11 protein-coding genes are annotated in these 12879 nt (G+C 64.1%); 2 read left to right on the forward strand and 9 right to left on the reverse strand.

Annotation, left to right across the window (positions count from 1 at the left end; all coding sequences use genetic code 11):
- Window positions 1-28: 28 nt before the first annotated feature.
- Entirely contained in the window at window positions 29-922 is an 894-nt protein-coding gene (locus NKI85_RS07910) for a LysR family transcriptional regulator (RefSeq protein ID WP_352776510.1), read from the forward strand.
- Window positions 923-932: 10 nt separating this feature from the next.
- On the opposite strand, the gene NKI85_RS07915 is transcribed toward NKI85_RS07910, so the two are convergent.
- From NKI85_RS07915 to NKI85_RS07950, 8 genes are all read right to left on the reverse strand, one after another.
- Window positions 933-2963, reverse strand: coding sequence for a dipeptide ABC transporter ATP-binding protein (locus NKI85_RS07915; RefSeq protein WP_352527713.1), 2031 nt, complete (start codon window positions 2961-2963; stop codon window positions 933-935).
- The gene (locus NKI85_RS07920; RefSeq protein ID WP_352776511.1) at window positions 2956-3840 is read right to left on the reverse strand and encodes an ABC transporter permease; all 885 of its coding nucleotides are present in this window, start codon (window positions 3838-3840) and stop codon (window positions 2956-2958) included. Before NKI85_RS07920 ends, NKI85_RS07915 begins: the two co-directional genes overlap by 8 nt.
- Window positions 3837-4790 carry an ABC transporter permease gene (locus NKI85_RS07925; RefSeq protein ID WP_352776527.1) on the reverse strand — a complete coding sequence of 318 codons (954 nt, stop codon included), beginning with the start codon at window positions 4788-4790 and terminating at the stop codon, window positions 3837-3839. Before NKI85_RS07925 ends, NKI85_RS07920 begins: the two co-directional genes overlap by 4 nt.
- A gap of 71 nt (window positions 4791-4861) precedes the next feature.
- A complete protein-coding gene (locus NKI85_RS07930) occupies window positions 4862-6526 on the reverse strand; it encodes an ABC transporter substrate-binding protein (RefSeq protein WP_352776512.1) in 1665 nt (554 codons plus the stop codon).
- Between the two features lie 161 nt (window positions 6527-6687).
- Window positions 6688-7872: a mandelate racemase/muconate lactonizing enzyme family protein gene (locus tag NKI85_RS07935; protein WP_352776513.1), complete on the reverse strand. Its 1185-nt coding sequence runs from the start codon at window positions 7870-7872 to the stop codon at window positions 6688-6690.
- A gap of 1 nt (window position 7873) precedes the next feature.
- Window positions 7874-8980 (reverse strand): mandelate racemase/muconate lactonizing enzyme family protein, encoded by a 1107-nt coding sequence (locus tag NKI85_RS07940; RefSeq protein WP_352776514.1) that lies wholly within the window; start codon window positions 8978-8980, stop codon window positions 7874-7876.
- Between the two features lie 48 nt (window positions 8981-9028).
- Entirely contained in the window at window positions 9029-9754 is a 726-nt protein-coding gene (locus tag NKI85_RS07945; RefSeq protein WP_352527703.1) for a GntR family transcriptional regulator, read from the reverse strand.
- A gap of 117 nt (window positions 9755-9871) precedes the next feature.
- On the reverse strand, window positions 9872-10660 hold the full coding sequence (locus tag NKI85_RS07950) for a HalD/BesD family halogenase (protein ID WP_352776515.1): 789 nt from the start codon (window positions 10658-10660) through the stop codon (window positions 9872-9874).
- Window positions 10661-10749: 89 nt separating this feature from the next.
- Here NKI85_RS07950 and NKI85_RS07955 point away from each other — a divergent pair, with 89 nt between their 5' ends.
- On the forward strand, window positions 10750-11676 hold the full coding sequence (locus tag NKI85_RS07955) for a LysR substrate-binding domain-containing protein (RefSeq protein ID WP_352776516.1): 927 nt from the start codon (window positions 10750-10752) through the stop codon (window positions 11674-11676).
- Between the two features lie 38 nt (window positions 11677-11714).
- On the opposite strand, the gene NKI85_RS07960 is transcribed toward NKI85_RS07955, so the two are convergent.
- The gene (locus tag NKI85_RS07960; protein ID WP_352527698.1) at window positions 11715-12869 is read right to left on the reverse strand and encodes an efflux RND transporter periplasmic adaptor subunit; all 1155 of its coding nucleotides are present in this window, start codon (window positions 12867-12869) and stop codon (window positions 11715-11717) included.
- Between the last annotated feature and the right edge of the window lie 10 nt (window positions 12870-12879).

Here is a 12879-nt window from a genome sequence, read left to right on the forward strand (position 1 = left end):
TTTCGATGCAGCAGCGACGGGCCGGATCATGGACACTGAAAATCTGCGCAGCTTCCTCGAGGTCGCCGAGCATGGCAGCTTCACCGCCGCGGCCAACCGGCTCAACCTCGCCCAGTCCACAGTCAGCGCGCGGATAAGAGGGCTTGAGGAGCAATTGGGTCGCCGGCTCTTCGTTCGCGACCGCGACGGCGTCACGCTGACTCCCGCCGGCCGCCAGTTCCTGCCGCATGCCTCCTCGATCACCCGCACCTGGGAACAATCGAGGCAGGACATCGCCGTTCCCGATGGCTACGAGACGCTGCTCAGGCTTACCGCTCCCGCCTATCTGTGGGACCGGATCACCTCGCCGTGGATTGCCTGGATGCGCGCCAGACGGCCGAATGTCGCGCTGCGGCTCGAAGGCAGTTTTCCGGATCTGGCGATCGACCAGTTGGCGGAAGGCCTGCTCGACATCTGCATCCTCTATCTGCCGCGGCCGCATCCCGGCATCATCTACGAGACGCTGGCCGTCGATCAGGTCGTGCTTGTCCAGCATGCGGCGCAGACCAGGCCATGGACCGAGAACTACATCCTCATGGACTGGGGGCTGGAGTTCCGCATCGAGCACGACCGGGCCTTTGCGGGAGTGAAGCCGGCAATATCGGCCGGGCTGGTTTTCATCGGGCTGCAGCATGTGCTGTCGCAGCAGGCGGCCGCCTATCTGCCGCTCAGCGCCGTCAGCAGCCATATCGAGCGCGGCGAGCTGAGACGGATCGAGGGTGCGCCGGTCTTCCAGCGGCCGATCTATCTCGCCTATCCCAGCAACCCCTCTCTGTCGGATGTTCTGGATGTCGCGCTGTCGGGGCTGCGGGCGCTGGCAAAGGACTGGTCGGGCAAGCAGGGCTTTTCGGAGAACGGCCGCGCTTTCAGCATGGCGGATTGAATGGCGGCGATCAGGCGGGCTCCGTCTCTGCGGTCGTCGCCTTCTGCAGCGTTTTCAGCTCGACGTAAGGGATATGGCAGCGGATCGCGTGGCCGGGGCGCGCTTCGGCCAGGGGCGGCTCCCGCTCTTCGCAGATCGCGCCGATCTTGCGGGGGCAGCGTGTGTGGAAAACACAGCCCGACGGCGGATTGGTGGCGCTGGGGATTTCGCCTTCGAGGCGGATGCGCGAGGTTTCCGTCTGGTCGAGCTTGGGCACCGCCGACAGCAGCGCTTCCGTATAGGGGTGATGCGGGCCGGCAAAGACATCCTCGGACGGCCCCAGCTCCATGATCCGCCCGAGATAGAGCACGGCGATCTGGTCTGAGAGATAGCGGACCACCGCAAGGTCGTGCGAGATGAAGATATAGCTGACATGCTCCTTCGACTGCAGGTCGGCGAGCAGGTTGAGGATTGCCGCCTGCACCGACACGTCGAGCGCCGAGGTCGGTTCGTCGCAGACGACGATGCGCGGTTCGCCGGCGAAGGCGCGGGCGATGGCGACGCGCTGCTTCAGCCCGCCCGACAGCTGGCGCGGTTTGACCGCGAGATAGCGATCGGTAAGCCGGACCGAACGGACAAGCTCGTTCAGGCGCGCCTCCAGCGCCTTGCCGCTGAGCCCGGCGAGCCTTTTCAGCGCCCGGCTGATCAGATGGCGGATCGAATGCGAGCGGTTCAGCGCCGAATCCGGGTTCTGGAAGACGATCTGCATCGCCTTGATCTGCTCGGCGGTGCGATTGCCTAACTGCGGCGCCAGTCTCTTGCCTTCGAGCTCGATCATGCCGCCTTCATCCGGCGGCACGAGGCCGAGCAGGAGCCTGGCGAAGGTCGTCTTGCCGCTGCCGGATTCGCCGACTAGGCCAAGCGTTTCGCCGGGCCTGAGGCTGACCGACACATCCTTGACCGCCCTGAGCGCATGGCCATGGCTGGCATAGGTCTTGTTCAACCGCTCGACGCGCAGAACCGGCGCGGATGTGGCCTTCGGCACCGAAACCACCGCATCGCTGGGTGTCGCCCGCGGCAGCGATTGCGCCTGCTCGTGATAGTGGCAGCGCGACAGCCTGCCACCCAGATCGTAGAGCGGCGGCAATTCCGTGCGGCAACGGTCGGTGGCCAGAGCACAGCGGTCGGCGAACGCGCAGCCTTTGATCGCGGCGCCGAGGCTGGGCAGGAAGCCGGGAATGGTGTCGAGGCGGCCGTGATCCTTGCGCTGGCCACCGCGCGGCAGGCAGCGCAGCAGCGCCACCGTATAGGGATGGCGCGGATCGTTGAACACGCGGTCCGTCGGCCCTTCCTCGACCAGCATCCCGGCATAGAGGACGCCGACCCGGTGGCACATGTTGGAGACGACCGCGAGGTTATGGCTGATGAACAGGATCGAGGCCGACAGCTCCTGCCTAAGCTGCGCGATCAGGTCGAGCACTTCGGCTTCGACCGTCGCATCGAGACTGGTCGTCGGCTCGTCGAGGATCAGCATCGACGGGTCGTTGGCGAGCGCCATGGCAATCGCCACGCGCTGCTGCATGCCACCGGACAGCTGGTGCGGATAGCGCTGCATGACGCTGGCCGGGTCGGAAATGCGCACCCGGTTCAGCATGGCGGTTGCCCGCTCGGTGGCTGCCGGTCCCGAAATGCCGCCGAGCTCGAAAACCTCGGTCAATTGGCGGCCGATACGGATCGACGGGTTCAGCGCCTTACCGGGGTCCTGGTAGACCATCGACACGCTTTCGGCGCGGGCGCGCCGCAGTGCCTCCGCATCGAGCTTCATCACGTCCTTGCCGTCGAGCGAGATCGCCCCGCCGGTGATCGAGCCGTTGCGCGGTAAATAGCGCACGACGGAAAGCGCCACCGTGGATTTGCCGCAGCCGGATTCGCCGACCAGCCCGTAGGCTTCGCCTTGCCTGATCGTGAGGCTGAGATCGCGCAGCACCGCCCGATTGCGGCCGCCGACACGGTAGGCGACTGACAGCTCGTGCAGGTCGAGCGCGTTGACGGGCTCAGTCATTGAGAGCCCCCTGAACACCGTCGGTGACAAGATTGACGCCGATCACCAGCGAGGCGATGGCGAGCGCGTCGAACAACACCGTCCACCAGAAGCCGCCGCCGATCATGCCGTAATTGCTGGAGATGCTGAGCCCCCAGTCGGGCGAGGGCGGCTGGATGCCGAAGCCCATGAAGCTCAGCGTGGCGACGGCGAAGATCGCATAGCCGAGACGGACGGTCGTTTCGACGAGAATCGGCGGAACGACATTCGGCAATATCTCGACGAACATCATGTGCAGCGCGCTTTCGTGCCTGAGCTGCCCGGCGGCGACATAGTCGAGCTCGCGTTCGGCGAGCACGGCCGAGCGCACTGTGCGCGCGATGATCGGTGCAAAGCTGAGGCCGATGACGACGATCACCGTCGTCTTCGACGTGCCGAGCGCGACGATGGCGAGCAGCGCGACGATGACCACCGGGATCGCCATGAAGGCCTCTAGGATGCGGCTGATGACGTCGTCGACGATGCCGCGAAAATAGCCGGTGAACAGGCCCAGCGCCGTCCCCGCCACGGTCGCCAGCAAGGTCGCCAAAGGTGCGACGGTGAGGATGTCGCGCGAGCCGACGATGACGCGCGAAAACACATCACGGCCGATCTGGTCGGTGCCGAACCAGTGCTCGGCGGAAGGCGGTGCCAGTGCATTGATGATGTCGTCGGAGAGTGGGTCGTAGGGCGCAAAATGCTCGCCGAACAGCGCGCAGGCAACCCAGAACAGCACGATGCCGAGACCGGTGAGAAACGTGCCGGAGCGAAGCAGCGAAAAGAGAACCTCGGCCCAGGGGCCGCGCGGGTTGGCATCAGCGGGCGCCAGCGCGCCGGTTTGGCCGTCTGTAGCGCTCATTGCTCTGCCCCCAGCCGGATGCGCGGATTGAGCACGGAATAGAGGAAATCGGCGGCAAGCGTCGCAACCGCATAGACGATGCCGATGGTCAGGATGCCGGCCTCCAGCACCGGAAAATCCTTGCCGCGCGCAGCCGTGAAGATCAGCGAACCGATCCCCTGATAGCGAAACAGCGTTTCGATGACGACAAGGCCGCCGATCAGATAGCCGGTCTGCGTCGCAATCACGGTGATGGTCGGCAATAGCGCATTGCGCAGCACATGCCGCCAGATCACCGTCCGCCACGGCAGACCCTTGAGCACTGCGGTTCGGGTGTAGTCGGAATCAAGGGCCTCGATCATGCCGGAGCGGGCCATCCGAGCGATATAGCCAAACAGTACCAGGAACAGCGGCAGGGAGGGCAGGATCAGGTAATAGAGTTGGGTGAAGAAGCCGGCATCGCGCGGCCATGCAGCGGAAATCGGCAGCCAGCGCAGCCACACCCCGAAAATCAGGATGAGGATGATGCCGGTGACGAATTCAGGCAAGACCGTTACCGACAGGCCGCCGAGGCTGATGACGCGGTCGAGCGGCCGGTTGAGATTGAGCGCCGCAATAACACCGCCGAGGATGCCGATCGGCATGACCAGCACGAAGGCGACCGCCGCCAGCTTCATCGAATGACCCAGCGCATCGATGACGAACGGCGCCACCGGCGAGCGGAAAATATAGGACGTGCCCATGTCGCCCTGGACGAAGTTCGAGATCCAGCTCCAGTACTGGGTGAGCAGGGGACGGTCGACGCCGAGCGTGTGATTGAGAGCCTCGACGGCGCGCTGGTCGGCAAACGGCCCCAATATGGCGCGCCCGACATTTCCGGGCAGCACCTGGCCGCCTAGAAACACCATGATGCTAAGCAGAAACAGCGTGACGAGCGACAGGAAGACACGCCGGACAAGGAAGGCGAAAATGGCGAATACTCCTTGTGGAGCCAGCTCCCGTCCGGGAGCCGGCTGTTAGAGACCCTGGCTTTCCCTCCCGTTCAGGCTTTCGACGCTCCATTGAGGAAGAGTTGCGACATCGCGGTCGGCTGCACGCCGGCAACGCCCTTCGCGGTAGCCGTCAGATAATCGTAGAAATACCCGAAGATGACCGGGGTTTCCTCGAGCAGCAGCCTTTGGATATTGCCGGCCGACGCCTTCTGCGCCTCGAGGTCGAGCGCCGCGATATAGCTGGTCGCGAGCTGGTCGTACTCCTTGTTCTTGAAATGCGCCGCATTCCAGGTGCCGTCGCTCTTCAGCGGTGCCGCGAGATAGACGTTGGGCACGCCACGATGGCCGTAGTCGGTGATGCCCATCACCGAATCCAGCCAGTTCGATTTGCCGAACACCGCATCCCCGTAATAGGCGCTCTGGTCGAGGATGTTGAGCTCGAGCTCGATGCCGATCTCCTTGACCGCGTTCTGGATCAGCTGCGCGTATTCGGGGATTTCCAGATAGCGTTCTGTGGTCAGTGTCACCTTGAAGCCCTTGCCGGCACCAGCCGCTTCCATCAGCTGCTTGGCCTGCGCGACATCCTGTTGGCGCTGCGGCACGCTCGGATCTGTCGATGGGTAGGCGGCGGCGAACGGGCTGTCGTTGCCGGCCACGGCGCGGCCCTTCATCAGGCCGGCCACCAGCTTGTTGCGGTCGAGGCTGAGCGCGATGGCGCGGCGCACGCGCGGATCCTTGAACGGGTCCGCGTCGCATTGCAGATGCAGCTGCTGATGCGCCACCGACTTCAGGCTGATGATGTCGATGCTCGGATCGTTGAGCAACCCGACGCCGGCCAGCACCGGCAGCTGGTTGATGATGTCGACCTGGCCGCCCTGCAGCGCCAGGATCTGCGGCTGCATGTCGGCGAAGAAGGTGAATTCGGTGCGCTCCGGCAACGCCTTCGGCCCCCAGTAGTCCTCATTGCGGACGAAGAAAGCGCCGACCTTCGGCGTGTATTTCTCGATCTTGAATGGCCCGGTGCCGTCGAAGCTCTTCTCATACTCGCCGGCATAGCTCGCCGGGATGATGACGGCATTGTAATTGTCGGACGACACCATGTAGGGGAAGTTGCCGTTCGGCGCGTCGAGGTGGAATTCCACCGTGTAGTCGTCGACCTTCTTGGTCGCACCCTTCTGCAGGATGCCGTTGAACACCGAGAGCGCATTGGACGAGTTTGCCGGATCGGCGAGCCGGTCGATGCTGGCCACCACGTCTTCCGCCTTCATCTCGCCGCCGCTGTGGAATTTCACGCCCTTGCGCAGCTTGAAGGTCCACACCGTGCCGGTGTCGTTCGGCTTCCAGCTTTCCGCCAGCGCGGGCTGCAGCACGAGGTCCGGACCGTCGATGCAGAGGAATTCGGCGACCTGCTGCATGATCAACAATCCACCGGCATCGGCGATGGTGACGGGATCGATCGCCGCGGCAGGCACGCTGCTGGCCACGCGGATGGTGGCGCCTGGCGCGCCTTGCGCACGAGCCAGCGACGGCATGGCGCCCAATCCGGCGGCAGCGCCGATGCGGCCGAGGAGCGGCAGCGACAGGCCGAGCAGGCTGCCGTGGCGAATGAAGTCGCGGCGGCTGACCCGGCCGTCGACCAGCCCGTCGATCAAATGGTTTTCGAGCGGCGAGCGATGGCGCCGGATGAGGTCGAGAATGCGATAATTTTTGCTCATGGGTTGACCCTTTTCCCCTGTGTTTTTGTGGTTGACGAAATTCCGTGGATTTTCACCTTGTCCCGGCCGTCATTGAGACCTGTCGTCCGGAACAGTAGCACGCGGTCTTGCCCGGTCCATCCGGTGCTTCTCTTGTATCAATCTCCTGTTGGTTCGTGTCATCAGTTCAACGGCAGGCGGCGATAGGTTCCGGGCTTTGCCGGGTCGTGATATTTGTTGCACGGACCGTTCTCGACAAAGTCGCGATGGCAGGCGGCGAGATTCTCGCGCGATAGCGTGACGCCGAGGCCGTGACCTTCCGGCACGCGCACGACATTGTCCCTCGGCGAAAACGGTCCTTCCTCGACCACATCCATCGGCAGCATGCGAAACAGCGACTGGTTCGGCTCCCTGATCCAGCCAAGTGCTGCGCACAGATGCAGATAAGCGGCGCTGCCGATGCCGCTGTCGCCGCTGTAGCACCAGAAATCGATGCCGGCGTGCTCGCAGGCGCCGACAAAACGCAGCATGCGGCCGATGCCGCCATGGACGGTCGGATTGCCGACGAAGGCGTCCGGCACCTTCATTTCCATGGCGCGCGCAATGTCGATATTGTGGGTCGAGAACGGGATCGAGCAATGACGGCGCAACTCGCGCATCTCCTCGATGGTCGCCACCGGATCTTCCCAGTTGCGCACCCCGAGCTCCTCCAGCGGGCGGACCAACCGCCGGGCCGTCGCCAGCGAATAGGCCTGGTTGGAATCGATGCGGATCATCACATCGTCGCCGAGCCTTTGGCGGATCAGCTCGACCATTGTCAGCGATATCTTTGGGGCCTGCGTCGAGAACTTGCCTTCGAAGAAGGTCGTGCCGTAGATCTCATGCAGCTCGACGCAATAATCCGCGACCGCTTCCGGCGTCTTCTCGCCCTTCACCTTCGGGCCGTCGCCGCGCAGCGAGAAATAATCGGTGAAAGGGATGTCCTTGCGCACGGCGCCGCCAAGCAGCTGGTAGAGCGGCTGCTTCCATGCCTTGCCGCGCAGATCCCACAACGCCATCTCGATGGCGCCGAACGCCATGATGCGGCTGCGGTCGTTGATGCTTTGCACGCCGGTCCAGTAGGGCAGGCAGACATGTTCGGCGCCGGCGATGTCGAAGGCGTCGCGACCGGTCAGCCGTGCCGCAAGACCGTCATTGATGATCGCCGCAGCGGCCGACGTTGGCGCTTCACCCAGGCCGATCAAGCCGCCCTCGGTCTCGACCTCGACAATGGTCGGCGAGAACCCGTCGAGCTCGCCGAATACCCAGGCGTAGGGCGCTTCGAGCCGCAGGTTGATCGGCGTCGCCTGGATGCGGCGGATCTTCATCTCAGCTGCCGACCTCGAAGAAGGGAGCGCCGAGCAGCTCGGGAACGACATCGATGCCGAGGCCTGGCCCATCCGGAATGCCCATGCGGCTTCCTGAAACCGGCGGCATGTTGGACGCGGTGCGCACCGTCACCCATTCGTGGAAGGCGATGGCGTGCAGCCGGCGCTCTTCCGGCGTCGACAGAGAAAGATGCGCCATGGCCGATGTGTCGATCTCCGCGCCGCCGGTGTCCTCGACGGTGATCATGAAGCCGAGATCGACGGCAAGGTCGCGGATCTGGCGCGTTTTGGTCACCCCTCCGAGCCGCGAGATCTTGAGCGTCAGACCGTCGGCGGCGCCCTTGCGGTGGATGTCGAGCATGTCGTCCAGCGAGGCGACGGATTCGTCGAGCACCATCGGCTTGTCGAGCGAGCGGCGCACCGACATGCATTCGTCGATCGTGGTGCAAGGCTGTTCGAACGTGTAGTCGATGGTGCGCGTCGCATCCACGAACTGGCGTGCCTGGTACGGCGTCCAGCCGGCATTGGCGTCGCAGAAGATGACAGTGCCTTTCGGCACGGCGGCGGCGACGGCTGTGACGCGTTCGATGTCGTCATGGACGTTGCCGCCGACCTTGACCTGCAGCCGGTGAAATCCTTGCCCGACGATGCGCTTGGCAAGTGCGGCCATTGCGTCGACCGTGCCATGGGTGACGACCTTGTAGAGTTCGGCCGTCTCACTCTCACGTCCCCCGAGCAGCGTTACCAGCGGCACGTCGGCGGCGCGCGCCGCGAGATCCGAGCATGCCATGTCGAGCGCCGACTTGATGTAGGGATGGCCCTTGAACACCGTGTCCATCAGCCTGTTGATACCGGTCAGCCCGCGTGGGTCATGGCCGATGAGATGTGGCGCGATTTCGATGACGCCGGCGCGCGTGCCGGCGGCGAAGGCCGGCGAGTAAAAATTGCCGAGCGGCGCCATCTCGCCCCAGCCGGTGAGGCCGCTGTCGGCGGTGATGGCGACGATCACCGCGTCGAACGCATCGGCCACGCGCCCCTTCGACATGCGGTAAGGCCCGTCCACGAAGGGCTGCACGACATGGTAGGCCTTGATGGTTTTGATCTGCACGTTTTCTGTCCGTTGTCTGTGTTCCGGATGGCCGCCAACTTGTCGGGCTCAGCCGCCTTTAGGCCGGCCGGCGCGATCAGCGCCGGCGCCCTTTGAGCCGCGCTGTTCCAGCCCGCGCGCATAGGCGAGCAGCTCTTCGAAATCGAGGTCGATATGCTCCTTGGCGTGGCGCTGGGCAGCGCGCATGTCGCTGCCCATGAGCAGCCGCACATAGGTCTCGTGGACGTCTTCGGCAGGCACCGGCTCGTTGCGCGCCCGCTGGTGCAGCGCAAAATACATCTGCAGCCGGCTGGTCAGCCGCTGCCAGGTTTCCAGCAGCACCGAATTGTCGGCCCATTCATGGATCAGGCCATGCAGTTGCAGCGCCGTTTCGATCTGCCGCGTCGTGTCCAGTTCGCGCGTCGCCTGCTTCACCGCCGTATGGCGCCGGTCAAGCTCGTCGAAAAAGCGCTGGTCGCGAAGCGGCCAGGTCCGCTCGATGGCAAACTCATCCAGCACCTTGTTGAGCGAATATGCATCGTCGATGTCCTTGGCTGTGACGTCGATGACGAAGGTTCCGGCGTAGGGAATGCTGGTCAGGATGCCTTCCTGCACCAGCTCGCGCATCGCCTCGCGCAGTGGCGCGCGGCTCACCCGCATCTGCTCGGAAATCCTGAGTTCGTTGAGTTTTTGCCCGGGTTCCAACTGGCCGGTCAGGATCGCGCGCCGGAGCAGCGCGACGATCTCGGCCCTGCGTGTCGTATCCGCGATCGGACTGAAATCCAGCTTGCCCATATGGCCACTCCAGAGGAACCGAAAGCTAGACAAGCAGATTGTCGACAATCTAACAAGAGGCGGATTGCGAATTCTCGATTTCCGTTTGGTCGGCAGCCAGCGGCGGCCGGCAAGCCCTCAGGCCGCGCGGCCGTAGAAGCCGACCCGCTCCTCGTCGCTGAACGTCACGCCCGGCTTTTCGTAGTAGGAAAACACCGCGATCATTCGCTCGCGCTCGCCTTCGACGGTGGTGACGCGATGCGCGGTGTTCTTGCCGCGAAAGACGTTCAGCGTGCCCGGCTCCATGCGCAATATCTTCGCTTCGGGATCGCGCCCTTCGAGCAATCTTGCGACGCCGTCGTAATTCGGATTGTCGGCCGACCGGAGATCGGTGCGGTATTCCAGATCGCCGCCACGCGAGGCGGCCTGCAGCAGAAGCGTGGTGGTGAATTCCGAGCGGTCGAAATGCCAGTTCAACGCCTCGCCTGCGCGATACGCCATCACATTGGTGCGCGCCAGCGGGTCCTGCATGACGTGCAGCTTCGGCTTGCCCATCGCCGCTGCCAAAAATCGCAGAAGCGGCTCGTATTCATAGATGGCGAGCACGAGGCTGCCGGGGATCTGGTCGGCGCAGACCGTATGGCTGATGGTCTCGACCTTGCGCAATGCCGGGTGGGCAGGATCGAGTTCCGGGATATCAGGCTTGAAGTAGATGTTGTGCATCCGCTTGTGCAAATGCGACCGCGTGGCCATCACCGGCTGGATTTCCCGCACCGCCCGTTCGGCGATGCCGGGGCGCACGAAACCTTCGAGATTGAACATGCCGTCGGCTTCCAACGCCGCGATCGAGCGCTCCACGAGGCGCTTCCACTCGCTGCTGCCCTCACGATCGAGCGGGTAGCGGTCCAGATCGAGAATGTCTTTCATCGTCTCATGCTCCAGCTTCGAGCACAGAAGACGACAAAAAAATCTTTCTCTCAACCGGCGAAATTATTAGGCTTGCGAAAGAAAAACTGATGGAAGGTTGGTTTGGTATGGAACGGCTTCCGCCGCTGAACGCGATCAGGGCGTTCGAGGTCGCGGCCCGCGCCGGCAGTTTTACGCTCGCCGCCGCGGAGCTCGGCGTCTCCTCGGCAGCGGTCAGCCAGCAGATACGCAATCTCGAGACCTGGTTCGGCAAGCAGCTGTTCGTGCGCAGCGGCAATCGCATAGTGCTGACCGATGCCGGCCACGCGATCTATCCGCAGACCGCACGGGCCTTGGGCGACATCGCCGCGATCGGGCGGCGCATGCTGGATGGGAGCCTGAGAACCCGTCTTGTCGTCAGCGTGCCGTTTTCGCTAGCCGAATTGTGGCTGGCGCCGAGGCTGGCTGTGCTGCTTGACGCCTTCCCGCAAATGGCGATCGACGTCAGGGTTGAGGACGATCCCGTCGACCTTGTGCGCCAGAACGTCGACCTTCGCATCAGCTATGGCGATTATCACTATCCCGCACTGCGAATGGTCCGTCTTGTCCATGACGAGGTCCTGCCGGTCTGCGCGCCGGAACTCTGGCAGCGGCACGGCAATGGCGACTCCGGCCTGGCGGAATTGCACGACAGCCTGTTCATCCACACCAATTGGGGACCGAACTATGCCACGCACCCGACCTGGGCGGATTGGTTCGCGGCGTCGGGAGGCAACCGCTCTCCCGACCCTTCGCAGGGCCGGCGCGTTGGACTGTCCAGCCTGGCGGTTGCCTCGGCGAGGCTGGGCCTCGGGATCGCTCTTGGCCAGAGGGTCATGGCCCGTGCCGATCTCGAAGCAGGCCGCCTGATTGCGCTGTCGCCGGTCTCGGTGCGGCTCGGGCACCCCTATTGCGCCTTCATGCCACCGCTCAAGGCCGAGCGCGCCGATGTCGCCGGTCTGGTCGAACTGCTCAGCAAAACGGCGCCCTCGACATAAGCCGAAGGCGCCGCGGGACCGGGACCTGATGGGGGTTATCAGGTGGCCGGTTTCTGCGGCAGCGGCGAGACCGGCATTCCCGGGCCGATCTTCTGCAGATTGCCGGTGATCACCTGGTCGCCTTCGGCCACACCGCTCAAGATGGCGACCTGATCGCCATTGGTAGGTCCGAGCGAAACGATGCGCTGGTCGACGGTGTTGTCCTTGCCGACGACATAGAGGTATTTGCCGAGCTGGCCTGAGCCGAGTGCCGTCTGCGGCACCATCAGCGCATCGGGCTGTTCTTTGACGTGCAGCCGGACGCGGACATACTGGCCGGGCAGCAGCGTGAACTTGCCGTTGCCGACCGTCGCCCGTGCCGTGATCGTGCCGGTCGAGCGATCGATCGTGTTGTCCATGAAGGTAAGATTGCCCTTCTGGCGCGGTTCCGTTTCACCGGGAAGCAGGACATCGACACTGATCGGCCCCGCGGCCCGGGCTTCCTCGATCTGCATCAGGTCCGTTTCGCTCGGATTGAAGGTGACGTAGATCGGATCGAGCTGCACCAGCGTGTTGAGCACCGTGCCAGCGACGCTGACCAGTGTTCCGACGGAAGCCTGGCTGCGTCCGATGCGTCCTGTGAACGGGGCACGGATTTCGGTATAGCTCAAATTGAGCTCGGCGGTCCGCACGGCGGCCTGGTTCACGGCGAGCGAAGCCTGGGCCCCGCGCAAGGTGCTGGTACGCTGGTCGAACACGTCCTTGGCGAGATAGCCGCTCTTGGCGAGCTCGCTGCCGCGCCCGAGATTGGAGCGCGCATAGTCGAGCGTTGCCGTGTCGCGCTGGACCTGCGCCTTCGCCTGCTCGAGGGCAGCCTGGAAATCCTCAGGGGCGATCTTGTAGAGAAGGTCGCCCTTCGCAACGTCGCCGCCGTCGGCGGCGACCTGCTCCTGCAGATAGCCCGGCACGCGCGCCTGCAGCGTGATGCTGCGGATCGGCTCCACCCGGGCTGCATAGTCGAGATAGATCGGGATCGTCTTCTTGACGACGCTCACCACCGGTACCGGCATGACAAACGCTTCCGGCTTGGGTGTCGCTGCCCCGGCTGTGCCGGCGTTGAGGCTGAGACTGCCCATGTCGAGCAAGTGAACGCTCGCCACCGAAATCGCCCCAAGGGCGACGGCCGTTCCCAGCGCGATTTTCCATTTACGCATGATCAATTCT

The sequence above is a fragment of the Mesorhizobium sp. M0571 genome, from assembly GCF_040320985.1.
Lineage (GTDB): Bacteria > Pseudomonadota > Alphaproteobacteria > Rhizobiales > Rhizobiaceae > Mesorhizobium.

Coding starts and splice junctions, on each gene's coding strand:
- NKI85_RS07910 (WP_352776510.1), top strand. CDS start 29: ATGGACACTGAAAATCTGCGCAGCTTCCTCGAGGTCGCCGAGCATGGC.
- NKI85_RS07915 (WP_352527713.1), bottom strand. CDS start 2,963: ATGACTGAGCCCGTCAACGCGCTCGACCTGCACGAGCTGTCAGTCGCC.
- NKI85_RS07920 (WP_352776511.1), bottom strand. CDS start 3,840: ATGAGCGCTACAGACGGCCAAACCGGCGCGCTGGCGCCCGCTGATGCC.
- NKI85_RS07930 (WP_352776512.1), bottom strand. CDS start 6,526: ATGAGCAAAAATTATCGCATTCTCGACCTCATCCGGCGCCATCGCTCG.
- NKI85_RS07935 (WP_352776513.1), bottom strand. CDS start 7,872: ATGAAGATCCGCCGCATCCAGGCGACGCCGATCAACCTGCGGCTCGAA.
- NKI85_RS07945 (WP_352527703.1), bottom strand. CDS start 9,754: ATGGGCAAGCTGGATTTCAGTCCGATCGCGGATACGACACGCAGGGCC.
- NKI85_RS07950 (WP_352776515.1), bottom strand. CDS start 10,660: ATGAAAGACATTCTCGATCTGGACCGCTACCCGCTCGATCGTGAGGGC.
- NKI85_RS07955 (WP_352776516.1), top strand. CDS start 10,750: ATGGAAGGTTGGTTTGGTATGGAACGGCTTCCGCCGCTGAACGCGATC.
- NKI85_RS07960 (WP_352527698.1), bottom strand. CDS start 12,869: ATGCGTAAATGGAAAATCGCGCTGGGAACGGCCGTCGCCCTTGGGGCG.